The organism is Paenirhodobacter sp., from assembly GCF_047600745.1.
Lineage (GTDB): Bacteria > Pseudomonadota > Alphaproteobacteria > Rhodobacterales > Rhodobacteraceae > Rhodobacter.
On the sequence record NZ_JASGKI010000004.1, the window covers coordinates 989,985 to 1,014,024 of the forward strand.

At 67.5% G+C, this 24,040-nt stretch carries 14 protein-coding genes and 3 pseudogenes; 10 read left to right on the forward strand and 7 right to left on the reverse strand.

All coding sequences use genetic code 11. The annotated features are described in order from the left end of the window. Positions 1 to 23: 23 nt before the first annotated feature. Together putA and QM789_RS13585 are read left to right on the forward strand one after the other, a co-directional pair. Positions 24 to 3,444, forward strand: a pseudogene (gene putA, locus QM789_RS13580) (bifunctional proline dehydrogenase/L-glutamate gamma-semialdehyde dehydrogenase PutA). Positions 3,445 to 3,517: 73 nt separating this feature from the next. Next, positions 3,518 to 4,588 (forward strand): zinc-binding metallopeptidase family protein, encoded by a 1,071-nt coding sequence (locus QM789_RS13585; protein ID WP_420352404.1) that lies wholly within the window; start codon positions 3,518 to 3,520, stop codon positions 4,586 to 4,588. Between the two features lie 222 nt (positions 4,589 to 4,810). Here QM789_RS13585 and QM789_RS13590 read toward each other — a convergent pair whose 3' ends face one another. Next, complete coding sequence (locus tag QM789_RS13590) at positions 4,811 to 6,835, reverse strand: NAD(P)-binding protein (protein ID WP_420352405.1); 2,025 nt, start codon at positions 6,833 to 6,835, stop codon at positions 4,811 to 4,813. Positions 6,836 to 6,977: 142 nt separating this feature from the next. Here QM789_RS13590 and QM789_RS13595 point away from each other — a divergent pair, with 142 nt between their 5' ends. Continuing rightward, positions 6,978 to 7,592, forward strand: coding sequence for a TetR/AcrR family transcriptional regulator (locus tag QM789_RS13595; RefSeq protein WP_420352406.1), 615 nt, complete (start codon positions 6,978 to 6,980; stop codon positions 7,590 to 7,592). A 7-nt stretch (positions 7,593 to 7,599) separates the two neighbouring features. Further along, positions 7,600 to 8,571, forward strand: coding sequence for a phosphotransferase enzyme family protein (locus tag QM789_RS13600; RefSeq protein WP_420352407.1), 972 nt, complete (start codon positions 7,600 to 7,602; stop codon positions 8,569 to 8,571). Positions 8,572 to 8,583: 12 nt separating this feature from the next. Here QM789_RS13600 and QM789_RS13605 read toward each other — a convergent pair whose 3' ends face one another. Beyond that, the gene (locus QM789_RS13605; RefSeq protein ID WP_420352408.1) at positions 8,584 to 9,687 is read right to left on the reverse strand and encodes a DUF6456 domain-containing protein; all 1,104 of its coding nucleotides are present in this window, start codon (positions 9,685 to 9,687) and stop codon (positions 8,584 to 8,586) included. 215 nt (positions 9,688 to 9,902) lie between these two features. Here QM789_RS13605 and QM789_RS13610 point away from each other — a divergent pair, with 215 nt between their 5' ends. Further along, positions 9,903 to 10,214, forward strand: coding sequence for a DUF6477 family protein (locus QM789_RS13610; RefSeq protein ID WP_420352409.1), 312 nt, complete (start codon positions 9,903 to 9,905; stop codon positions 10,212 to 10,214). Here the strand turns inward: QM789_RS13610 and QM789_RS13615 are convergent. Continuing rightward, the gene (locus tag QM789_RS13615; protein WP_420352410.1) at positions 10,211 to 11,734 is read right to left on the reverse strand and encodes a helicase HerA-like domain-containing protein; all 1,524 of its coding nucleotides are present in this window, start codon (positions 11,732 to 11,734) and stop codon (positions 10,211 to 10,213) included. The genes QM789_RS13610 and QM789_RS13615 overlap by 4 nt on opposite strands. Positions 11,735 to 12,144: 410 nt before the next feature. On the opposite strand from QM789_RS13615, the gene QM789_RS13620 reads away from it, so the two are divergent. Next, on the forward strand, positions 12,145 to 12,828 hold the full coding sequence (locus tag QM789_RS13620) for an invasion associated locus B family protein (protein WP_420352411.1): 684 nt from the start codon (positions 12,145 to 12,147) through the stop codon (positions 12,826 to 12,828). 39 nt (positions 12,829 to 12,867) lie between these two features. Here QM789_RS13620 and QM789_RS13625 read toward each other — a convergent pair. The 4 genes and pseudogenes from QM789_RS13625 to QM789_RS13640 form a co-directional block, all read right to left on the reverse strand. Continuing rightward, positions 12,868 to 14,062: pseudogene (locus tag QM789_RS13625) on the reverse strand (beta-ketoacyl-[acyl-carrier-protein] synthase family protein). Beyond that, the gene (locus tag QM789_RS13630; RefSeq protein ID WP_420352412.1) at positions 14,062 to 14,334 is read right to left on the reverse strand and encodes an acyl carrier protein; all 273 of its coding nucleotides are present in this window, start codon (positions 14,332 to 14,334) and stop codon (positions 14,062 to 14,064) included. Before QM789_RS13630 ends, QM789_RS13625 begins: the two are co-directional and overlap by 1 nt. A gap of 6 nt (positions 14,335 to 14,340) precedes the next feature. Continuing rightward, positions 14,341 to 15,444, reverse strand: coding sequence for a UDP-3-O-(3-hydroxymyristoyl)glucosamine N-acyltransferase (gene lpxD, locus QM789_RS13635; protein ID WP_420352413.1), 1,104 nt, complete (start codon positions 15,442 to 15,444; stop codon positions 14,341 to 14,343). A gap of 27 nt (positions 15,445 to 15,471) precedes the next feature. Continuing rightward, positions 15,472 to 17,100, reverse strand: a complete 1,629-nt coding sequence (locus QM789_RS13640) for a L,D-transpeptidase family protein (protein WP_420352414.1) — start codon at positions 17,098 to 17,100, stop codon at positions 15,472 to 15,474. A gap of 315 nt (positions 17,101 to 17,415) precedes the next feature. Here QM789_RS13640 and QM789_RS13645 point away from each other — a divergent pair, with 315 nt between their 5' ends. The 4 genes and pseudogenes from QM789_RS13645 to QM789_RS13660 all read left to right on the forward strand — a co-directional run bounded on the left by QM789_RS13645 (position 17,416) and on the right by QM789_RS13660 (position 24,034). Continuing rightward, positions 17,416 to 17,976, forward strand: a complete 561-nt coding sequence (locus tag QM789_RS13645) for a YcbK family protein (protein ID WP_420352415.1) — start codon at positions 17,416 to 17,418, stop codon at positions 17,974 to 17,976. A 181-nt stretch (positions 17,977 to 18,157) separates the two neighbouring features. Further along, positions 18,158 to 18,346, forward strand: a pseudogene (locus tag QM789_RS13650) (transglutaminase N-terminal domain-containing protein); the annotation flags it as partial. 235 nt (positions 18,347 to 18,581) lie between these two features. Beyond that, positions 18,582 to 21,587: a DUF2126 domain-containing protein gene (locus tag QM789_RS13655; RefSeq protein ID WP_420352416.1), complete on the forward strand. Its 3,006-nt coding sequence runs from the start codon at positions 18,582 to 18,584 to the stop codon at positions 21,585 to 21,587. Positions 21,588 to 21,613: 26 nt separating this feature from the next. Next, positions 21,614 to 24,034, forward strand: a complete 2,421-nt coding sequence (locus QM789_RS13660) for a circularly permuted type 2 ATP-grasp protein (protein WP_420352417.1) — start codon at positions 21,614 to 21,616, stop codon at positions 24,032 to 24,034. Positions 24,035 to 24,040 lie beyond the last annotated feature (6 nt).

Genomic DNA, 24,040 nt, shown 5'->3' on the forward strand with positions numbered 1-24,040 from the left:
TGGCGGTGAACAGGAGATTCCCCATGTCGCAACCGCTCGACCGCCTCGATTCCCTTGAAGGCCCGGAGGTGAAATTCGCCCCCGAAGCCGAAACCCTCGCCAGCCTGATCGCCACCGCGGCTATTCCGGCGGAGACCCGCAGCCGGATTTCGGCCAGTGCCGCCGCGCTGGTGCGCCGGATCCGCGAAGGCGGCAAGCCCGGGCTGATGGAGAAATTCCTGGCCGAATACGGGCTTTCGACGCGCGAGGGGATCGCGCTGATGTGCCTCGCCGAGGCGATGCTGCGGGTGCCGGACAATGCCACGATCGACGCGCTGATCGAGGACAAGATCGCCCCCGCCGACTGGGGCCGCCACATGGGTCAGGCGGCGTCGTCGCTGGTCAATGCCTCGACCTGGGCGCTGATGCTGACGGGCAAGGTGCTGGACGATGATGCGCCGGGCATGGCGGGCGTGTTGCGCGGCGCGGTCAAGCGGCTGGGCGAGCCGGTGATCCGGGCCGCCGTGGGCCGGGCGATGAAGGAAATGGGGCGGCAATTCGTTCTGGGCCAGACCATCGAACAGGCGCTCGACAATGCCAAGGAGCGCGAGGCCATCGGCTTCACCTACAGCTATGACATGCTGGGCGAAGCGGCGATGACGGCGGGTGATGCCGCGCGCTATGCCACTGATTACGAACGCGCCATCGCGGCGATCGGCAAGGTCGCGACGCGGGGTTCGGTGACGGCCAACCCGGGCATCTCGATCAAACTCTCGGCGCTGCATCCGCGCTATGAGGTCGCGAAGGAAGAGCGCGTGATGGCGGAACTGGTGCCGGTGGTGGCGAAGCTCGCCAAGGCCGCGCGGGCCGCCGGGATCGGCATGCATGTGGATGCCGAGGAACAGGCGCGCCTCACCCTCAGCTTCAAGGTGATCGACGCGGTGATGGCGGATCCGGCGCTCAAGGGCTGGGACGGGTTCGGCATCGTCGTGCAGGCCTATGGCAAGCGGGCGGGCGCGGCGATCGACGCGCTCTATGACATGGCCGGGCGGCATGACCAGAAGATCAACATCCGGCTGGTGAAGGGCGCCTATTGGGACAGCGAAATGAAGCTGTCGCAGGTCGAAGGGCATCCGGGCTTCCCGCTGTTCACCTCGAAAACGGCCACGGATGTCGCCTATATCTGCCTGGCGAAGAAGCTGTTCGGGCTGGGCGACCGGATCTATCCGCAATTCGCCGGGCACAATGCGCATACGGTTTCGGCGATCCTCGAACTGGCCGAAGGGCGCCCGTTCGAGTTCCAGCGCCTGCATGGCATGGGCGAGCAACTGCACGACATCGTGCTGCGCGAGACCAAGGGCCGGTGCCGGATTTATGCGCCGGTGGGCGCGCACCGCGACCTGCTGGCCTATCTGGTGCGGCGGCTGCTGGAGAACGGGGCGAACTCGTCCTTCGTGCATCAGATCGTCGATGCGAACATCGCCCCCGAAGCCATTGCCCGCGACCCGTTCGAGGCGCTGGCCACGGCGAAGGCCCCTGCCCTGCTGCGCGCGCCCGCCGACCTGTTCCAGCCCGCGCGCGTCAATTCCATGGGGTTCGATCTGTCGGACAGCCATGTTCTGGCGCAGATCGAAACGGCGCGGCAATGCGCCCTGCCCGATGCGGCGCCGATCATTGCCGCGGGTCAGGCCGGCGGCGCGCTGCGCCCGGTGACCAACCCGGCGACGGGCGAGGTCATCGCGCAGGTGACCGAGGCCGATGACGCCACCGTCGCCGCAGCGATCGCGGGGGCGGCGCTGTGGCAGGCGCCGGTGGCCGAGCGCGCGGCGGCGCTGCGCAAGGCGGCGGACCTGTATGAGCAGAACTTCGGCCCGATCTTCGCCGTTCTGGCGCGCGAGGCGGGCAAGACGCTGGGCGATGCCGTGGCCGAAATCCGCGAAGCCTGCGACTTCCTGCGCTACTATGCCGGGGAGGCCGAGGCCGCGAACCCCGAGCCTGTCGGTTTCTTCACCGCGATCAGCCCGTGGAACTTCCCGCTGGCGATCTTCACCGGGCAGATTGCGGCGGCGCTGGCGGCGGGGAATGCGGTTCTGGCGAAACCGGCCGAGCAGACGCCGCTGATCGCGGCGATGGCGGTGCGGCTGCTGCATCAGGCGGGCGTGCCCGCAAGCGCGCTGCAACTGTTGCCGGGCGATGGCGCCACGGTGGGCGCGCGGCTGACCTCGGACCCCCGGATCGCGGGGGTGGTGTTCACCGGCTCGACCGAAACGGCGCGGATCATCCGCACGGCAATGGCCGCCAATCTGGCCCCCGGCGCGCCGCTGATCGCGGAAACCGGCGGGCTGAATGCGATGATCGTCGAATTCGACCGCGCTGCCGGAACAGGCGGTGCGCGATATCGTCGCCTCGGCCTTCCGCTCGGCGGGGCAACGGTGTTCGGCGCTGCGCTGCCTCTACGTGCAGGAAGACGTCGCCGACAAGATGATCGAAATGCTCAAGGGCGCGATGGACGAGCTGCGGCTGGGCGATCCGCTCGACCTGCGCACCGACGTCGGCCCGGTGATCGACGCCGAAGCCCGCGACCAGATCGCCGCCTATATCGCGGCGAAGCGGGGCGATGTCCTGCATGCACTGGCCACCCCGGCGGAGGGGCTGTTCGTCGCGCCGACGCTGATCCGGGTGAAGGGCATTGCCGATCTGAAGCGCGAGATCTTCGGCCCGGTGCTGCATCTCGCCACCTTCAAGGCCGGTGAGCTCGGTGCGGTGGTCGATGCCATCAACGTCACGGGCTACGGGCTGACCTTCGGGCTGCACACCCGGATCGACGCGCGGGTGCAGGAGGTTTCGGCGGCGGTCCATGTCGGAAACATCTATATCAACCGCAACCAGATCGGCGCGGTGGTCGGCTCGCAACCCTTCGGCGGCGAGGGGCTTTCGGGCACCGGGCCGAAGGCGGGCGGGCCGCTTTACCTCGCGCGGTTCTCGGCCCCGGCTCCGGCGCAGCAGGCGGCGGCGACGGTGGCTCCGGCCTCGGGTCTGGCGGAGCGTCTGGCTGCGGCACCCGCGGGCGCGGGCCGCGCCGCGCAGGACATGCCCGGCCCGACCGGCGAGATGAACCGCCTCTCCTTCGAGCCGCGTCCGGCGGTGCTCTGCCTCGGCCCCGGTCCGGAGGCGGAGGCCGCGCAGGCCCGCGCGGTCACCGCGCTTGGCGGTGCTGCGGTAACCGCCGGGGGTGCGGTGGCGGCTGCGGCCCTGACCACGCTCGGCGGTTTCTCCGCCGTGCTGTGGTGGGGCGATGACGCAGCGGCGCGCGATTATGCGCAGGCGCTTGCCCGCCGCGACGGCCCGATCCTGCCGCTGATCACCGCGCAACCCGATGCGGCCCATGCGCTGCACGAACGGCATCTGTGCGTCGATACCACGGCGGCGGGCGGCAACGCGGCGCTGCTGGCCTCTGCGGGCTGAAATAAAGGCGCGCGCGGCGGGAACCCGCGCGCGCCCCCCGCATTGTCCCGACACACAAAGGCGGGAGGCTGCGGTGAAACTGTTTCAATGTCAGTGCTGCGGACAGGTTCTGCATTTCGAGAATACGGTCTGCCTGCGCTGCGGCCACTATCTGGGCTATCTGCCCGAACGGGACGAGATGCAGGCGATGGAGCCCGAGGGCGCCGCCTGGTTGGTGGCCGAGGGCGGGCCCGAGCTCTGGCGGTTCTGCAAGAACTGGGAACTGAGCGGCTGCAACTGGATGGTTCCGGCCGATGGGGTCACCGAATTCTGCCCGGCCTGCCGGCACAACCACACGATCCCCGACCTGTCCGACCCCGAAAACCACGCCCGCTGGCAGAAGATCGAGGCCGCGAAGCGCCGCCTGATCTATTCGCTGATGCACCTTGGCCTGCCGATGCCGGTGGCGGGCGATGGCCATCCCGAGCCGCTGGTGTTCAACTTCCTCGCCGACAGTCCCGACAGCGCAGAGCGGGTTCTGACCAGCCATGACAACGGCGTGGTGACGATCGCGCTGATCGAGGCCGATGACGCCACACGGGAGAAGATGCGCTCTGACATGGGCGAGGCCTATCGCACGCTGCTGGGCCATTTCCGGCATGAGGTGGGGCATTACTACTGGGATATTCTCGTGCGTGACGGCGGCGCGACCGAGGCGTTCCGCGCGATGTTCGGGGACGAGAGCCTGGATTACGGCGCGGCGCTGCAACACCATTACGAAAACGGCGCGCCGCCCGACTGGCCGCAGGAATATGTCTCCTCCTATGCGACGATGCACCCATGGGAGGACTGGGCCGAGACCTGGGCGCATTACCTGCATATGGTCGATACGCTGGAAACGGCGGCGGCCTTCGGGATGGAGATCGACCCGGGTGTCGATGAAGAGGGCGAGTTGACGGCGGATATCAACTTCGACCCCTATCGCGTGCGCAACGTGAAGCGGCTGCTCGCGGCCTGGATGCCGCTGACGGTCGCGCTAAATGCGATGAACAGGTCGATGGGGATGGCGGACATCTATCCGTTCACCCTGCCCGAGCCGGTGCAACGCAAGCTGGCCTTCGTGCATGACCTGGTGGCGACGGCGCGCCAGAACGGCCTCCGTTAAGCGGGATCCATCGGAAGAAGGCGCCCCCGTCGCCGTTCCGCCTTGCACCCCGGTTTCGCCCGGGGCGCGCAGGGCAGCGGCGGCCTCTGCCCCGGCGGTTCGCGGCCCTCCGGTTCGGCGGGGCGTTGGCGGCGCAGGGGCCAAGGCCAACGGTTGTGGCGCCCCCGGCGAAACCGGAGTGCAAGGCGGAACGGCGACGGGGGCGCCTCCGCAGGTCTGGCATCAGACCTGCCGCATCAGTCTGAGCGCATCGAAAATCGCCGCGTGAATGTTGCGCGCCTCGACCGCATCGCCGATCCGGAACAGCTGAAACCCCGGAACTTCCGGCTGCGCGCGGCCGGATACCAGCGCGTCGTAATCAACCGCGCCACCATTGCCGGACAACGGTTTCAGTACGAAATACAGATCGTCCAACGGCACCGTCCCGGCATTGACAACGACCTGATCGACCTCCCGCCGCCGGATCGCGGCCATGTAGTCCGATCCGATCAGCGCCTCCAGCCCGTTGCCCTGCCTCCCAACCGCTTTCAGCCGCCAGGTCACGGTGAAGGTCACCTGTCTATCCTGTAGCGCCCGCATATAGGGCACCAGGTTCATCCCCATGATCTCGGGCGCAAAGCTGCGGTCGGGGGTCATCACCTCGGCCACCGCGCCCGCCTCGGCCAGCAGTTGCGCCGCCTGTAGCCCGCCATGATCGCCCGCTTCGTCAAAGACCAGCACATTGCGCCCGGGCCGCGCATCGCCGGAAAGAATATCCCAGGCCGAGACCGCCAGATCCTCTCCCGTCTCCAGCACCCCGGTCTGCGCGATGCCCCCCGTCGCGATGATCACCACATCGGGCGACAGCGCCAGCACGTCCTCCGCCTCGGCCCAAATATTGAAGCGGAACTCGACATCACGCGCCGCGCATTGCGCCATCCGCCAGTCGATGATGCCGATCATCTCGGCCCGGCGCGGGGTGCGTGTGATCAGCCGGATCTGACCACCCGGCAGGTCCGCCGCCCCGACCACCACCACCCGGTGGCCACGCTCCGTCGCGACCCGCGCCGCTTCGAGCCCCGCAGGCCCCGCCCCGACCCCCACCACCGTCCTGCGCCGCGCGGCGGGGGCGATCCGGTGCGGCATCTCGGCCTCGCGCCCGGTCGAGGCATTGAGGATGCACAGCGCCATCCCGCCCTGATAGATCCGGTCCAGGCAATAGGTCGCGCCGACACAGGGCCGGATCTCCTCCTCCCGCCCTTCGCGGATCTTCGTCACGATATGCGGATCCGCCATATGCGCCCGCGTCATCCCCACCATATCGAGCGCGCCCGAGGCGATGGCATGCCGCGCGGTGGCCACATCGGGGATCCGGCTGGCGTGGAAGGTGGGCAGGCCGACCTCTGCCCGCACCCGCTCGGCGAAATCGAGATGCGGCGCCGAACGCATCCCCTGCACCGGGATCACATCGGTGAGCGCGGCATCGGTGTGGATCCGCCCCCGGATCACGTTGACGAAATCGACCAGCCCCGCGTCACGGAACCGGCGCACCATCTCCACGCTGTCGTCGAGCGTGATGCCGCGGTCCTCCTGCTCGTCGGCGACATGGCGGATGCCGATCAGGAACTCCGGCCCGACGCGATCGCGACAGGCGCGCAGGACGCTCTCGGCAAAGCGCAGGCGGTTGTCGAAATCCCCGCCCCAGGGTGCCGCCAGCCGGTTCGTGAGCGGCGAGAACATCTGGTCCATCAGATGGCCGTAGCATTCGATCTCGACCCCATCGAGCCCGGCGTCCCGCATCCGTTCGGCGGCATCGGCGAAATCACCGATCACCCGCGCGATGTCCCAGTCCTCGATCACCTTCGGCTGATGCCGGTGCGCGGGTTCGCGCGCAGGCCCAGCGCCCAGAACCGGCAGCCAGTCGCCCCGGTCCCACCGCGTGCGATAGCCCAGATGGGTGGGCTGGATCATCACCACCGCGCCCGGTTCGTGGCAATCGTCCGACAGGCAGCGCATCCATGGCACCACCTCATCCTTCCACGCCAGCACATTGCCAAAGGCCGGCGGGCTGTCGCGGCTCACCGCAGCCGAACCCGCCGTCATCACCATCGCCACCCCCGCCTTCGCCCGCTCCAGATGGGAGAGGCGGTAGCGGTCCTTCGGCATCCCGTCCTCGGTATAGGCGGGCTCGTGGCTGGTGGTCAGGATGCGGTTGCGCATCGTCAGGTGGCGAAGCTGAAACGGCTGGAGCAGCGGGTCTCTCGACATGGGCGGGCCTCTGGCTGAATACCGGATCCACGCAATTCGCGCATCCGCACCCGTCAATCGCAAATTCGACACATATGTCGAATTTATCGTCGCCTTGGTCGAAACCTTGCACAGGTGGGGCTTTGACGCCTATTCTGCCGCCATGGATGGCACCCCCCCGGACCGCGGCTGGCGCGGCACTCCCGATCTGTGGCTCACCGCGGCCTATCACTTGCTGATCGAAGGCGGGGTCGAAGCCGTGCGCATCGCGCCGCTCGCGCAGAAGGTCGGGCTGTCGCGGACGAGCTTCTATCACCATTTCGCGGATCGCGACGCGATGCTCGCCGCGCTGCTCCTCCGCTGGGAGGACAATACCGGCAGGCTCGCCGCGCGCTGCGACGCCTATGCCGAGACATTGGCCGAAGCGATGCTGAACGTCATCGACTGCTGGCTCGACCCGGAGCTTTTCGACATGGCGCTGGAATTCGCGGTGCGCAACTGGGCGCTGACCGCGCCGGAGACCGATGCCCGGCTGCGCGCGGCCGATGCCACGCGGCTCGCCGCGCTGACCGCGATGTTCTGCCGCTTTGGCCTGACGCCGACCGAGGCGGATACCCGCGCGCGGGCGGCCTATCTGACGCAGGTCGGCTATATCTCGATGCGCGCGCAAGAAACCCTGGCGGAGCGGCTGGACCGGATCCCGACCTATGTCGAGATTTTTTGTGGCCAGCGCCCGACCGCCTCCGAAATCGCCCGCTTCACCGCGCGGCACCAATAGAGGCCCCATGCTTTACGCCAATGATTTTCTGGACCGGCTCGAAACCGGATTGCGCACGAACCTGCCCGCCTGGGGCCTGCCCGAGGATGCGCCGCTGCGCCTGCTCACGATTTCGGAAAACGCGACCTGGCTGGTCGAGGGCCCGGAGCTGGTGGTGTTCCGGGTACATCGCCCCGGCTATCACGACCGGGACGAGATCCTGAGCGAACTGGCCTGGATCGCCGCCCTGCGCGACGAGGATGCGGTTCCGGTGCCGCGCCCGCTGCCCGGGCTGGACGGCAGCCTGCTCCAGACCTTTCACGATGGCGAAGCGCTGCGCCATGCGGTCTGTTTCGAACATGTGCCGGGGGCGGAGCCCGATGCCGATGCCGACCTGCCGCGCTGGTTTCATCATCTGGGCGGGATCACGGCGCGGCTGCATGGCCATGCGCGCCGGTTCACGCTGCCCAAAGGCTTTCGCCGCAAGCATTGGACCTGGGAAACGATCATCGGCCCGCGCGCCTGGTGGGGCGACTGGCGGGCGGCAAAGGGGTTGGGAGAGGACGACCGGCACCTGCTGGAGCGCACCGATGCCGCGTTGCGCCTGGCCACGCGCGCGCATGGCATGGGGCCGGATCGCTTCGGCCTGATCCATGGCGACATGCGCACGGCCAACCTGCTGGTGCAGGGCGATCGGATGGTGGTGATCGACTTCGATGATTGCGGCTTCGGCTGGCACGGATATGATTTCGCCGCCGCCATCAGCTTTATCGAGGATTCCCCGCTGATACCGGAGCTGATGCGATCCTGGGTCGCGGGGTATCGCGATGTCGCGCCGCTCGACCCGGGGATCGAGGCCGCCCTGCCGATGTTCGTGATGCTGCGGCGGATGCAGCTGACGGCCTGGCTGGCCTCGCATGCGGAAACGCCGACGGCGCTTGCCTTGCCCGGCTATACCGCCGGAACGGTGGATCTTGCCCGGCGGTGGCTGGGGGGCTGACGCCCCCAATGCTCAGCCGATCAGCGGCGAAGCCCCGCCATAGGTTTCCTCGTAATGCCGCTTCAGGCGAATCAGCGCGATCCGCAGCACGATCTTGCCCGACCGCGCCGACCAGCCCAGCCGCCGCTCCGCCGCCTCAAGCCCTTCGAGGAAACAGCAGCAGCGCAGCACCATATCCCCCAGCCCCGGCCCAAGATCGCGCAGCGCCGCCGCCACGCGTTCGCGCGCCCGCTCAGAGCCGCCACCCGAACCATTGTCGATCCGGTATTGCCCCCGATCGCCCCCGGTCAGGAACCGCTCCCAGTTCTGCGCCACGCGCGGCCCCATCTGCGCCAGCTCGAAATCCTCGCGCAGCCGTTCGCCCGCCGCGACCAGTTCCGGCGACAGGAAGGGCTTGCCGTTGACGTCGCGCCGCCGCGCCAGAACGCCCAGCGGACTTTCGGCCAGGTTCGCCCGCATCCGACGGCGCGCACCGTTTTCGGAGACCTCGCGCTCGCCCCAGTCGCGGTGCTGGTCGCCGAAGGCATCGGCCTCCGGTTCCGCCGCGCCGCGCGCGGCCTGATCCTCCTCCAGCATCCGCTTCAGCGCCGCGCGCCCCGCCATGGTGATCTCATAGCTGGTGACCCGCCCCGAATGCCGCACCTGCATCCAGTCCTTGAGCGCGAAGGCCTGTGCCATATCGCGCTCGATCACCGCCGTGCGCACCGTGCCGCGCAGCACCACCGCCTTTTCCATGCCGGGCGCCACGATCAGCACGGCCCCCGGTTCCGCCAGTCGGCGCAGCACGCGGCGCGCTTCGGCGGCAAGACGTTCCTCGTCGGCGGGCATCACTTGCGAGCGGATCGGAGCGGTCATCGGCATTTCTCCAGTGTCAGTATCGGTCGAACGGTCGGGACTGCTGCCCGAACCCAGCCGGGAAAGGGCTTCGTCGACCAGCGGATCTTCCCGCCGCTGCTCGATGCGCCGGACGCGCCGCAACACGGTCGAGGCGTGACAGCCCTCCGCCCGGGCCAGTTGCCGGATGGGGACTCCGTCCTCGATGTGGCGCAGGTAGAGCCTGGCATAGTCGGGCAGCCAGGCGGGCAGGATAGACCCGCCTGTGATGGTCGTCGTCATTCCTTCCCCCAGAGTGGCGTGGCTCGGCAGGGAGATTGCCTCCGGACCGATCAACCGTGGGTTTCTTTGGTTACCCGTTCGTTAAGAACTTGGGCGTGGTTGAGAATTTCTTAAAAAATCTAAATATCTCGGAATGTTGCGTGCGCTTCTTAACCAAAAGACGCAACGCCCCCTTTTCCGCCGCATTTTGGGGTCATCCAATCGAGGAGACCGCAATGTTCGACCAACCCGCCTTCATCGACCTGAAGCAATCCATTTCCGCGCTGCGCCGCCCGCGCCTTCTGGTGCGCGCCGCGCGTTGCGGCCAGCAGGGCTACCACCGCGCGCGGGATCTGAAGCGGCTGGTCGATCCGCGTCTGGGGCCCGGGTCGGAAGCCAGCCTGCGCGCGCTCGTCGCCCTCGAAGAGCGGCTGGAACATGACCGGGCGGAAGGCGCGGCCAGCTACAGCTTCGCCCGGCATGTCGACGTCCTGATCGCACTGATGGCCGAGTCGCGCGCCTGGCGCCCCCGCCTCTCGCTCGTTTAACGCGCGCGGAACAGCGACCCCAGAACCCCGCGCACGATCTGCTGACCGGCTTTCGAGCCGATCTGCCGCGCGAGGCTCTTGCCAAAGGTTTCCAGGATCGAATCCGAACGCGAAGACGCCCCCTTGGTCGGGGTCGTCTTCGCCGGGCGCTCGAACGGCTCGAACCGACGCGCCTTGTTGAACTCCGCCTCCTGCGGCGCAGCGGCCGCCGCGGCCCGCGCGGTCAGGATCTCATAGGCCGACTCGCGATCCACCGCCCGGCCATATTTCGCCCCGAACGGAGAGGCCGCCATCACCGCCCGCCGCTCCTCGACCGTCAGCGGCCCCAGCCGCGACTGCGGCGGTCGCACCAACGTCCGCTCCACCATTCCCGGAACGCCCTTTGCCTCAAGGAAAGAGGTCACCGCCTCGCCCGTGCCCACTTCGCGGATCGCCGTCCCGGTGTCGAAGCGCGGATTGGGGCGGTAGTTCTCCGCCGCGCGCTTCAGATCCTTCTGATCCTTCGCGGTAAAGGCCCGCAGCGCATGCTGCACTCGGTTGCCCAACTGCCCCAGGATCGCATCCGGAACATCCGCCGGGTTCTGCGTGATGAAATAGATCCCCACGCCCTTCGACCGGATCAGCCGCGCCACCTGCTCCACCTTGTCGACCAGCGCCTTTGGCGCGTCGTCGAACAGCAGATGCGCCTCGTCGAAGAAGAACACGAATTTCGGCCGGTCCACATCCCCGACTTCGGGCAGCTCCTCGAACAGTTCGGACATCAGCCACAGCAGGAAGGTCGCATAAAGCCGCGGTGACCCCATCAGCCGGTCGGCCGCCAGAATGTTGATCCGCCCCCGCCCGTCCGGCGTCGGCGCCATCATGTCCGACAGTTCCAGCGCCGGTTCGCCGAAGAACTGCACCGCACCCTGATTCTCCAGCACCAGAAGCTGCCGCTGGATCGCGCCCACCGTCTGCGGCGCCACATTGCCATAGCGCGCCGTCAGATCGGCGGCCCGTTCGCTGACATGGGTCAGCATCGCGCGCAGATCCTTCAGGTCCAGCAGCGCCAGCCCCTCGCTATCGGCCAGATGGAAGGCGATGTTCAGCACCCCCTCCTGCGCGTCGCTCAGCCCCATAAGCCGCGACAGAAGCAGCGGCCCCATCTCGGAAATCGTCGTGCGCACCGGGTGGCCCTGTTCGCCGAACACATCCCAGAAGGTGACCGGATAGTCCCGATAGGCCAGATCATAGCCGATGGTCTGCGCCCGCGTCGCGAAGGCCGCATGCGTCTTGCCACCCTCGCTGCCCGCGGCGGCGATGCCCGACAGGTCGCCCTTCACATCGGCCATGAAGACCGGCACCCCCGCCGTCGAGAACCCCTCGGCCAGAACCTGCAACGTCACCGTTTTCCCGGTACCCGTCGCCCCTGCGATCAGGCCATGCCGGTTGCCGTATTTCAGCAACAGCTCCTGCGGCGCCGCATAGCCTTCGCCACCGCCCCCGACGAAAACCCCCGCCTCGGTCAGAACTCCGGTCATGCGTCTCTCCTTGCTGCGCGTGCAGCCACAATAATCCATTAATCCGTTCGTGCCAGTATGAGCCTGCCCGGCCCGCTGCCGTCCTTTTCGGGTCGGGCGCTTCCTCCCTGTCAAACTCGCCGCACCCCTCCGGGTGCGGCTTTTTTCCATGGCCGCGACCCGCCGTAGAAGATCCCATTTGTCTGTTGACGCAAATGTGCTTCCATTCTAGCGTCATGTTAATGACAAAGTCGGCCGGTCCGACAGGGGGTAATCGGAAAGGGTTCCGCCAACGGAACCCTTTCTTTTCCGCCAAAGTCAAATTTCACACAACTGTATGAACCCCGCCCGCCGCATTGGCGCTTTGCACCTGACATAGGTCGTGCGGCGTGATAAGTGGCATGCGATCCCGTTCAGGATGGAAGGTCAAGATGACTATGGATTTGAGCAAATCCTTCGCGACAGCGCTGGCGCTCTGCCTCGCCGCGTCGGCAGGCTTCGCGCAGGATGCCACCACCCCTGCCCCCGCGACGGGCGAGGCACCCGCCGCAACCACGGGCGAAGCACCGGCCACGAGCGAAGCGCCTGCGGCAGAAACCCCGGCGCCGCAGTCCGACCCCGCCCAGCAGCCGGCGGACGGCCCCGGCAGCAGCTACATTGCCAAGACGCTCGACGACTGGAGCCTGCAATGCTTCCGCTCTGCGGATGGCAACGATCCGTGCCAGATGTATCAGCTTCTGAAGGATGCCAAGGGCAACAACGTCGCGGATATTTCGATGGTCGCGCTTCCGGCGGGCGGAAAGGCCGTGGCCGGGGCGACGATCATGACCCCGCTCGAAACCCTGCTGACCGCGAACCTCCAGCTTACGATCGACAACCAGCAGCCGAAGGTCTACCCGTTCACCTTCTGCGCCCCTCCGGGCTGCTTCGCGCGCATCGGCCTGACGCCCGAGGAACTGGCCGCGTTCAAGAAGGGCAACAAGGTCACGATGTCGATCGTTCCCGTCGCGAGCCCGGAACAGCCGGTGCAGGTGACGATCTCGCTCAAGGGCTTCACCTCGGCCTTCGAAGAAGTCACCAAGAACAACGCGAAGCTGCAAGCACCCGCGAAATGATCCCCGCGATGCCGTCCCTCCGGGGGCGGCATCGTTCTTTCAGGCCCGGCCCAGAACCAGCACCGCGTTCAGCCCACCGAAGGCAAATGCGTTGGACATCGCCGCGCCCACCTCGGCCCGCCGCGCCACATTCGGCACCACGTCGAGCGGGCAATCCGGATCCGGCGCCTGAAACCCCACCGTCGGCGCCAGAATCCCATCCCGCAGCGCCATCAGACAGGCCAGCAGTTCGATCGCCCCGGTCGCGCCGATGCAATGCCCGTGCATCGCCTTGGTCGAAGACACCGGCGGCGGATCGGCGAAAACCGTGCGGATCGCGGCGGCTTCGGTGCGGTCATTCGCCGCCGTGCCGGTGCCATGCGCGTTGATATAACCCACCGCTTCCGGCGCGAGCCCCGCATCCTCCAGCGCGCCGCGCATCGCCCGCGCGGCCCCTTCGGCCGAAGGCATGACGATATCCCCTGCATCCGAGGTCATGCAGAAGCCATTGATTTCCGCCAGAATATCGGCCCCGCGCACAATCGCCGCCGTACGTTCCTCAAGCACGAAGACCGCCACACCCTCGCCCTGCACCATGCCGTTGCGGCCAAGGCTGAACGGGCGGCAGGCGTCGGGCGACATCACCCGCAGCCCTTCCCAGGCCTTCAACCCACCGAAATTCAGCATCGCCTCCGCCCCGCCCGCCAGCATCCCATCCGCCATTCCGGCCCGGATCATCTGGAACGCCAGCCCGATCGCATGGTTCGCACTCGCGCAGGCAGTGGCGACCGAAAACACCGGCCCCGTCAGCCCGAACCGCATCGACAGATGCGAGGCAGCGGCATTGTTCATCAGCTTCGGCACGGTAAAGGGATGAACGCGGTTCTTGCCCTCGGCATAGACGGCGCGATAGGCTTCGTTCACCGTGCCATTGCCGCCGCCCGCCGTGCCGATGACAGACCCCCATCGCGGCCCCATATCGCCCGCGAAACCGGCCTGCTCCATCGCCTGCATCCCGGCGGCCAGCGCGAATTGCGTGAACCGGTCGCAAAGCGAGAAGCCGCGCCGCATCGACCCAGGGCAGCGGATCCCAGCCCTTCACCTGCGCGCCGATCCGCACCGAAAGCCGCTCGACGTCCGGGAACTCCAGCGCACCGATGGCCGAACGCCCCGCCGCCATCGCCGCAAGGGTGCCGGGCACGTCCGCCGCCAGCGCATTGACCGTGCCCGCCCCCGTGATCACGACCCGCCGCATCAGGCGACCGCCGCGCCGCGCCCCGCGATCAGCGCCTCGACCGCGCGCACCACCGCGCCGACCGAGGACAGGTCGAACTCGCCCTTCTGTTCATTCGCGTTGAACGGGACCGAAATGCCGAAGGTCTCCTCGATCGCGAAGATCATCTCGACCAGCCCGAGGCTGTCGAGACCAAGCTCCTCCAGCGTCATCTCCGGGCGCACCTGCTCCGGCTCCACCACCGCCTCGCGCGCGATGATGTCAATGATCTTGCTCTGCACGTCGGACCTCATCAGTCTTTACTCCGTGCCCTTCTTTTCGGTCAGCTTTGCAACAGTTTCGCGAAGTTCGGCGACCTGCGCGAACAATCGCGTCAGGCGGCGGATGTTTTTCCAGGCGGTGACGTGGCTCTCCATCTTCAGCGCGGGATAGCCCAGCAGCACCGATCCCTTGGGCGCGTTGGTAAAGATCTTGGTCGCGCCGCCCGCGATCACGTCATCGCCGACGAAGATGTTGTCATTCACCCCCACCTGCCCGGCCAGCACCACCCGATTGCCGATCCGCGTCGATCCCGCAACGCCGACCTGCGAACAGAACAGGCAATCCTCGCCGACCTGCACGTTGTGGCCGATCATCACCAGGTTGTCGATCTTGGTACCCCGGCCGACGGTGGTCGCGCGGATCGTGCCGCGGTCGATGGTGGAGTTGGCACCCAGTTCGACATCATCGCCGATCTCCACCGTGCCCAGCGAATGGATCCGGGTCCAGTGCTGTTCGTGGAAGCCCTCGCGGTGGCCCAGCGTCTCGCGGATTTCCTCGATCCCGGATTTCTCGGGCGTGACGAAGGAAAAGCCGTCGCCGCCGACGCTCGCCCCCGGCTGTGCGATGAACCGGTCGCCGATCACCACCCGCGCGCCGATCTTCACCCCGTAATAGAGCAGCGCATCCGCCCCGATCCGGGCATGCTCCGCCACCACCGCATGGGCCGCGATCCGGGCACGCGGGCCGATCTTCGCCCCCGGTCCGATATAGACGAAGGGGCCGATGGCCGCGCCCTCGCCGATTTCGGCGGTCGGGTCCACCACCGCGCTCGGATGGATGCCGGGTGCGATCACCGGGCCGGGGTCGAACGCCTTCGACAGCCCCGCCATCGCCAGACGCGGGCGCGGCACGAAGATCGCGGCCTTCAGCCCAAGCGCCCGCCAGTCCGTGCCCACCGGAACCAGCGCCGCCAGCGCCCCGCCCTGCGCAAGCGCCTCCAGATATTTCGGCGCCATCGCCAGCGCGACCTGACGCGGCCCGGCGGCCTGCGGCTCCGACGCCCCGTCGATCGGCAGGGACAGATCCCCCTCCGCCTCCGCCGCGAGCGCCTTTGCGATGGTTTCGACGGTCTGCTGAGCCATGATACCCCTCCTTGTTCTGCCCCCGATCTAGTCGCCCCGCGCGGTCAATTCCACCCCCGCCTTTTCCAGCGCGGCCCAGATCGCGGCATCCCGGCCATAGATGTCATCGCGATATTCGATCCCGCCGCGGCCATCCGGCCATGCGGTGAAATAGACCAGATGCACCGGCACCGGCGGATCCAGACGCACGGTCTTCTCCTTCCCGGTCTTCAGGATCTCCTGAAAATACCCTTCGGGATCGGGCTGTTGCGGCGCCAGCAGCTCATAGGCGAGATCGAACGGCTTGCCGATCCGGATGCAGCCGTGGCTGAAGGCGCGGACCCTTTCGTTGAACAGCCGCTTCGACGGCGTGTCATGCAGGTAGATGTTCCACGGATTCGGGAACAGGAATTTCACCTGCCCCAGGGCATTGTCATCCGACGGCGCCTGCCGCATCCGGTAGGGGAAGGTCTTCTCGTCATAGGCCGCGAAATTCACCTGCGAACGCGGCACCTCCCGCCCCTGCGCATCCACCAGCATGATCTGCGCGGCGGCATTCGGGTCGCGCTGCATCTTCGGCAGATATTCCCGCACGGTGATCGAACGCGGCACATGCCAGCTTGGGTTGATCACGATCATCTCCATCTGGTCGGAGAATTCGGGCGTGCGGTAGTCGTCGGCGTTCTTGCCGACCACGGTGACGGTCTCGAACACCGTCTGGCCATGATCGACGATCCGGGCGGTGAAATCGGTGATATTGACCCAGACATGCCGCGCGCCGAGATCCAGCCCGTTCATCCAGCGCATCCGCTCCATCGCCACATTGACCGCGCGCAGCCGGTCTTCGGGCGGGAGGTTCAGCGTGGCGAGCGTGGCCGGGCCCGCGATTCCATCCGCCACCTGCCCCGTATCGGCCTGCCAGCGCTGCACGGCCTTCTGCATCGCGCCGTCATAATGCGCCGGGGCGCCGGGGCCGAGATAACCCATCTTTTGCAGCCGGTCGCGCAGCGCACCGACCGCCGGCCCCTTGTCGCCCGGGCGCAGCGTGCCGCCCGGAACCGGCTTGCCCCATCCGCCCGCCGCGATCTGCCGCGACAGATCCCGCCGCGCCTGTTGCAGCGCGAGAAAGCGCGGATCCGTCGGGGTCAGCCCGTGCAGCCATTCCGCCGGATCCCCGGCCTGCGCGAAAGCCGCAAGATCCGCCCGCACATCCCGCCGCGCCACCGTGCGCACCAGCCCGGGATCGACTCGCTTCGGCGTCAGCACGCCATGGGAAACGTCCTGCGCATAGCGCGCCCAACTCCGCGCGAACCGCGCTTCGAGCCGCCCACGGGCACGCGCGTTCCCCGGCGTGTCCATCGCGTGGCGCAGCTCCTCGGTGCGGTAGCGCCGCGCGGGAAGCCCATCGGCCTCTTCGACCGCACGGAACAGCGCCGCCCGCCGCCCGGCATCCGCCGCCGAGGTCCAGACCGGCGCATAGGAGCGTGCCGCATAGGCCGCCAGCAGCGCCGGGGAATCAGCCAGTTCCTCGGCCAGCCCGAGGTCGAACGGCGCGAGGGGCGCGGGATAGATCACCGGCGCCAGAGTCCTGACCACCGGCAGTTCGGCCCCCACCGCCGCCTGCCCGATCCAGGCCGCCGCCAGCGCCGCGAAACCGATTCCGAACCTGCCCGTCATTTCCGGCCTCCGACCGCGTTTTTTTCCAGCGTTCGCGGAAAAATCGCAGCAAGTCCAGCACTCCCCGGCCCGCAGGGTAAATTTGCCGCCCGGCAGGCGCACCGATGCACGAAGGCCACAGCCCGCCGCAATCGGCACCTTCGGGCTGGACTTGGCGAAAATCAGCCGATTACGCGCGGGGGAGCCGCGCGCCTCCGGAATCGTTTGTTGGAGAAACAGAAACCCTGTGCCATAAACACCACATGGTTACTGAGGTTCTGGCACGGTAAGCCGCCAATCAGAAACGGCTACATGTCATCGGGGACAGGCAGACAAATGAGCGACATGCGACTTTCCCGCCGTGGGCTGCTGGCAGCCTTCGCCGCCACGGCGATCACGGCAGCACCAACCGCGTCCAACGCCTTCGGCTTTCTGCGCGGCGCGGGCGATATTCGCCGCATCCGGATGTATTCCGGCCGCACCGGCGAAAGCATCGACACGGTTTATTGGATCGAGGGGAAATACGTCCCCGAGGCGCTGAAGGAAATCAACTACTTCATGCGCGACTGGCGCAACGACAAGATGAAGGCCATCGACCCGCGCACGGTGGACATCGCCGCCGCCTCGCACCGGCTGATGGAAACGAACGAACCCTATATGATGCTGTCGGGCTACCGCTCGCCCGAGACGAACGCGATGCTGCGGTCCCGGTCGCGCGGGGTGGCGCGGAATTCGCTGCACATGAGCGGGATGGCTGCCGACCTGCGGATGAAATCGCGCTCGGTCAATCAGATCTTCGCCGCCGCGGCCGCCTGCAATGCCGGGGGCGTCGGGCGCTATGCGGGTTCGGGCTTCGTGCATATGGATTGCGGTCAGGTCCGCACCTGGCGCGGCTGACCGCCCGCCGGACCGCGAAAAAGGCGCCGCTTCTGCGGCGCTTTTTCTTTGCCCGGACGACTGCCTGATAAACGGGCAGATGCCCAGATTTTCCCCCGCCGCAGGGACGTCAGTTAACTTTCAGGGTGGCTCCCCGCCCCGCCATGCCTAATCTGTGCCCTGAACTTTCAGGGAAGCGGCCATGGCGATCTACGCATCCATCTACCACCTTACGCATTACAAATACGACAAGCCCGTCAGCCTGGGCCCGCAGATCATCCGCCTGCGCCCCGCGCCGCATTCGCGCACGCGCGTGATCTCGCACAGCCTGCGCGTTTCGCCCGGCGGACATTTCGTCAACCACCAGCAGGATCCCTATGGCAACTGGCTGGCGCGCTTCGTCTTTCCGGAGCCGGTGACCGAGTTCAAGATCGAGGTCGATCTGGTCGCCGACATGACCGTCTACAACCCGTTCGACTTCTTCGTCGAGGAATTCGGCGGAGTTCTGGCCCTTCGACTATCCCGCCGACCTGAAGGACGATCTGGTCATCTACCGCACGCCCGAAGCCGCCGGGCCGAAGCTGGCGCAGTTCCTCGGCACGCTCGACTATGGCCGCAAGCGCACGGTGGATTTTCTGGTCGAACTGAACGCGAAGATCTCGCAGATCGTCAATTACACGATCCGGCTCGAACCCGGGGTACAGACGCCCGAGGAAACGCTGGGCCTCGCCTCCGGGTCGTGCCGCGATTCGAGCTGGCTTCTGGTGCAGACGCTGCGGCATCTGGGTTTTGCCGCGCGATTCGTATCGGGCTACCTGATCCAGTTGAAACCGGATGTGGTGTCGCTCGACGGTCCCGCCGGGACGGATCACGACTTCACCGACCTGCATGCCTGGTGCGAGGTCTACCTGCCCGGCGCAGGCTGGATCGGGCTCGACCCGACCTCGGGCCTGCTGACCGGTGAAAGCCATATCCCGCTGGCCGCGACGCCGCATTTCCGCAATGCCGCGCCGATCGTGGGCGGCTTCACCGCGACCGGCCCGGTGAACACCGATTTCGCCTTTGACATGCAGATCAAGCGGGTGGCCGAACATCCGCGCATCACCAAGCCGTTCTCGGACGCGGCATGGGACCGGCTGAACGCCCTTGGCCATCAGGTCGACGCCAGCCTGACGGCGGATGATGTCCGCCTGACGATGGGGGGCGAGCCGACCTTCGTTTCGGTCGATGATTTCCAGTCGGACGAATGGAACACCGCCGCCGTCGGCCCGCAAAAGCGCGGGCTGGCCGATACGCTGATCCGGCGGCTGCAAAGCCGCTTCGCGCCCGGCGGCTTCCTGCATTACGGTCAGGGCAAGTGGTATCCGGGCGAAAGCCTGCCGCGCTGGACCTTCTCGCTTTACTGGCGGCACGATGGCTTGCCGGTGTGGAAGAACCCCGACCTGATCGCGCGCGAGACCCCGGCGCAACAGGCAGGCTCCACCGAGGCGGGCCGCTTCATGGCCGCCTTCGCGCAGAACCTCGGGCTCGATTCGGGCTATGCGCAACCGGCCTACGAAGACCCCGGCGACTGGATCCTCAAGGAAGCCAACCTGCCGCCGAATGTCACGCCCGAGAACAGCAAGCTGAAGAACCCCGAGGACCGCGCCCGCTATGCCCGCGTGTTCAACCGGGGGCTGACGGAACCCTCGGGCTATGTCCTGCCGATCCAGCGGTGGTGGCAATCGGCGGACAAGCCCTCGCATTGGCGGTCCGAGTTGTGGCGGCCCCGGCGCGGCCATATCTTCCTGATCCCGGGCGACAGTCCGGTGGGGTTCCGGCTGCCGCTGGGATCGCTGCCCTATATCCCGCCCGCGCAATATCCCTACAGCTACCCCGCCGATCCGACCGTGCCGGTACAGCCCCTGCCCGACTATCAGGCGATGATGGAGCGCCGCCGCAAGGTGCAGGAGGAGATCGACCGCCTCGCGCAGGAAGACGCCGAGCGCGCCGAGATGATGCCCCCCGTCACCCCCGGCCGCAGTCAGGGCGCCCGCCCCGGCGCGGCGGAGGCCGAGCGGCAGAAATGGGTGCCGCAGGACCGCCATCTGGGCGACGGCGTGGATCCGGCCGGCAGCGGCGTGCGCACCGCCATCGCGATGGAGCCGCGCGACGGCAAGCTGTGCCTGTTCATGCCGCCCTGCGACAGGCTCGAAGACTATCTCGAACTGATCGCGGCGGCGGAGGCGACGGCGGCGGAACTGAACCTGCCGATCCATATCGAAGGTTACGCCCCGCCGAACGACCCCCGCCTGAACGTGATCCGCGTCGCCCCCGACCCGGGCGTGATCGAGGTGAACATCCACCCCGCCCATAGCTGGGACGATTGCGTCGCCACCACCGAAGCGATCTACGAGGAGGCGCGGCTCAGCCGCCTCGGCGCCGACAAGTTCATGATCGACGGGCGCCACACCGGCACCGGCGGCGGCAATCATGTCGTCGTGGGGGGCGCGACGCCGAACGACAGCCCGTTCCTGCGCCGCCCCGATGTTCTGAAATCGCTGATCCTGATCTGGCAGCGGCACCCCTGCCTCAGCTACCTGTTCTCCGGCCTGTTCATCGGGCCGACCTCGCAGGCGCCGCGCATCGACGAGGGCCGACGTGATACGCTCTATGAGCTGGAAATCGCGCTCAGCCAGATCAAGCCCGGCATGGCGCCGCCGCCCTGGCTGGTGGACCGGCTGTTGCGCAATCTGCTCACCGATGTCACCGGCAACACCCATCGCGCGGAAATCTGCATCGACAAGCTTTATTCCCCCGATGGCCCGACCGGACGGCTGGGGCTGGTCGAATTCCGCGGGTTCGAGATGCCGCCGCATCCGCGCATGTCGCTGGCACAGCAACTGCTGATCCGGGCGCTGATCGCGCGCTGCTGGAAGGCGCCGGTGGAGGGGCGGCCCGTGCGGTGGGGGACGGTGCTGCACGACCGCTTCATGCTGCCGCATTTCCTGTGGGAGGATCTGCTCTCGCTGCTGGCGGATCTGCGCCTGCACGGCTTCGACTTCGATCCGGTCTGGTTCGAGGCGCAGGCCGAATTCCGCTTCCCCTTCTGCGGCCAGATTCAGGCCGAAGGCGTGCATCTGGAGGTGCGGCAGGCGCTGGAACCCTGGCACGTTCTGGGCGAAACCGGCGCGATCGGCGGCACGGTGCGCTATACGGATAGCTCTGTGGAACGGTTGCAGGTCAAGCTGACGACGCTGCATCAGGACCGCTACCGGGTGATGGTCAACCGCCGCCCGGTGCCGCTTCAGCACACGCAGACCTCGGGCGTGTCGGTCGGCGGCGTGCGGTTCAAGGCCTGGCAGCCGCCCGAGGCGCTGCACCCGACCCTGCCCGTCAATGCGCCGCTGCATTTCGACATCTACGACGACTGGACGGGCCATGCGCTGGCGGGCTGCACCTATCACGTCGCGCATCCGGGCGGGCGGAACTACGATGTCTTCCCGGTCAATGCCTATGAGGCGGAGGCGCGGCGCCTTGCCCGGTTCGAACCCTATGGCCACAGCCCCGGCGCCTACACCCCGCACACCGAGGTTCCGCACCCGGAGTTTCCGTTGACGCTTGACCTTCGCAGGCCGATCGGGCTGATGTAGACGGAATTTTTGACCAGTGAGTCAACATGACAGACCCTGCGCCCAAGCGCTCTGCCCCGGACCTTTTTTCCGACTACCGGCTGACCCCGGGGGTCGCGGATGAATTGTTTGATGCGCAGGGCCGGATGCGGCCGGTCTGGCGCCGCTTCGTTGACCGCTTCTCCCGCCTGACACCACAGGAGATTGCCGCGCGGTTCGAGCGCGGCAACCTCTATCTGCGCGATGCGGGCGTGTTCTACCGGCAGTATTCCAACGATCCGCTACAGGAACGCGAATGGCCGCTGAGCCATATCCCCGTGATCCTGCACGAGGGCGAATGGCAGCAGATCTGCGAGGGGCTGTCGCAGCGGGCGGATCTGCTCGAAGCGGTGATGGCGGATCTCTATGGCCCCGGGCGGCTGGTGCAGGACGGGCATCTTCCGGCGGAACTCATCGCCGGGTCGCGGCAATGGCTGCGGCCGATGGTGGGGGTGCAGCCGCGCGGCGGGCATTACCTGCACTTCCTGGCCTTTGAAATCGGGCGCTCGCCGGATGGGTCGTGGTTCGTGCTGGGCGACCGGACGCAGGCGCCTTCGGGGGCCGGATTCGCGCTGGAAAACCGGATGGCGACGGGGCGGATCTTCCCCGAACGCTTCCCGCGCGCGCATATCCACCGGCTGGCGGGCTTTTTCGGTGCCTTCCGCACGGCGATGGAACATCTGGCCCGCGGCCCCGGCGGGCGCGACCGTTACGCCGCGATCCTGACGCCCGGGCCGTCGAACGATACCTATTACGAACACACCTATATCGCGCGCTATCTGGGCATGATGCTGCTCGAAGGCGAAGACCTGCTGGTCGAGAACGGCCAGGCGATGGTGCGCACGATTCAGGGGCCGCAGCCGGTGGGGCTGTTGTGGCGGCGGATCGACGCGGCCTTCGCCGACCCGCTGGAGCTCGACCCGTCAAGCCAGATCGGCACGCCCGGCCTGATGGAGGCGGCGCGGGACCGGAACCTTGCGCTGGTGAATGCGCTCGGCTCGGGCATTCTCGAAATGCGGGCGATGATGGCGTTTTTCCCGCGCATTTCGCAGGTGCTGACCGGGGCGCCGCTGAAACTGCCGAATATCGCGACGTGGTGGTGTGGCGGCGACAGCGAACGCGCCTATGTCCGCGCCAATGCCGGGAAGATGATGATCGGTTCGGCCTATGCGGTGGACCTGCCCTTCGACATGGGCTCGACCACCGCGCTTGGCGGCGCCTTCGTCGGCAAGGAAAGCCGCTCGATCGCCGAATGGATCGAGGCCGAGGGCAAGACGCTCGTGGGGCAGGAGGCCGTGTCGCTCTCGACCACCCCCGCCTGGGCCGATAGCGACGAGGGCGGCCGGGTCGAACCGCGCCCGATGACGGTGCGGGTCTTTGCCGCGCGCACCCCTGCGGGCTGGCAGTTCATGAAGGGCGGCTATGCCCGGATCGGCCGCACCGGCGATGCGATGGCGCTGGCGATGCAGCGCGGCGGTTCGGTCGCCGATGTCTGGGTGGTCTCCGACCGGCCGGTGCCGCAAGAGACCCTCGCCCCGCGCGAGGACGACCAGAACTTCCGCCGCGCCACCCCCGGCATCCTGCCCGCCCGCGCGGCGGACAACCTGTTCTGGCTCGGCCGCTACGTCGAGCGTACCGAGGATGCGATCCGCCTGATCCGGGCCTACAACCTGCGGCTGGCACAGACCGACAACCCCGCCGATCCGCGCCTGAGCCGGCTGGACACCTTCATGGAGGGCTACGGCTACGACCTGTCGCAACCGATCCCGGAAGCGCTGCTCGACCGGATCGAATGGGCGCGCGGCTGTGCGGCGAAGGTGCGCGACCGCTTTTCAACCGATGGCTGGGCCGCGCTGAACGATCTGGCCAAGACCACGCGGCGGATGACGACCACCGCGAAGCCGGGCGACGATGCCGCCCGCGCGATGTCGGTTCTGGTGCGCAAGATCACCGGCTTCTCCGGCCTCGTGCATGAAAACATGTATCGCTTCTCTGGCTGGCGGTTCCTCAGCCTTGGGCGCGCGCTGGAACGGGCCGACAGTCTGGCCGCGCTCCTCGCGGAATTCGCCGATCCGAAGGCGCCCGACGGCTCGCTCGGCATGGCGGTGGAGGTGGCGGACAGCGTGATCACCCATCAGCGCCGCTACCGGGTGGAGACCTCGCGCAATACCGTGGTCGATCTGCTGGCGCTCGATGCCGACAACCCGCGCGCGATCCTGTTTCAGGTGCAGCGGCTGCGGCTTCTGGCGGCGGATCTGCCGAATGCCAAGGTGAACGGACGGCTGGCGCCGCTGTCGCGCGCGATCGCGCCGATCGAGGCGGAATTCGCCGTTGCCAACCCGTCCGAAATCGACACCGCCCGGCTGAACCGGCTGCGCGGCGAACTGGCCCATATCTCCGACCTGATCGGGGCGGCCTATCTGCGGTGAGGGACC

Excerpts from the sequence above, each read along its gene's own strand:
- QM789_RS13610 (WP_420352409.1), top strand. The coding sequence starts at position 9,903 with ATGTTCGACCAACCCGCCTTCATCGACCTGAAGCAATCCATTTCCGCG.
- lpxD (WP_420352413.1), bottom strand. The coding sequence starts at position 15,444 with ATGGCTCAGCAGACCGTCGAAACCATCGCAAAGGCGCTCGCGGCGGAG.
- QM789_RS13600 (WP_420352407.1), top strand. The coding sequence starts at position 7,600 with ATGCTTTACGCCAATGATTTTCTGGACCGGCTCGAAACCGGATTGCGC.
- QM789_RS13660 (WP_420352417.1), top strand. The coding sequence starts at position 21,614 with ATGACAGACCCTGCGCCCAAGCGCTCTGCCCCGGACCTTTTTTCCGAC.
- QM789_RS13605 (WP_420352408.1), bottom strand. The coding sequence starts at position 9,687 with ATGACGACGACCATCACAGGCGGGTCTATCCTGCCCGCCTGGCTGCCC.
- QM789_RS13630 (WP_420352412.1), bottom strand. The coding sequence starts at position 14,334 with ATGAGGTCCGACGTGCAGAGCAAGATCATTGACATCATCGCGCGCGAG.
- QM789_RS13615 (WP_420352410.1), bottom strand. The coding sequence starts at position 11,734 with ATGACCGGAGTTCTGACCGAGGCGGGGGTTTTCGTCGGGGGCGGTGGC.
- QM789_RS13620 (WP_420352411.1), top strand. The coding sequence starts at position 12,145 with ATGACTATGGATTTGAGCAAATCCTTCGCGACAGCGCTGGCGCTCTGC.
- QM789_RS13595 (WP_420352406.1), top strand. The coding sequence starts at position 6,978 with ATGGATGGCACCCCCCCGGACCGCGGCTGGCGCGGCACTCCCGATCTG.
- QM789_RS13640 (WP_420352414.1), bottom strand. The coding sequence starts at position 17,100 with ATGACGGGCAGGTTCGGAATCGGTTTCGCGGCGCTGGCGGCGGCCTGG.
- QM789_RS13590 (WP_420352405.1), bottom strand. The coding sequence starts at position 6,835 with ATGTCGAGAGACCCGCTGCTCCAGCCGTTTCAGCTTCGCCACCTGACG.
- QM789_RS13645 (WP_420352415.1), top strand. The coding sequence starts at position 17,416 with ATGAGCGACATGCGACTTTCCCGCCGTGGGCTGCTGGCAGCCTTCGCC.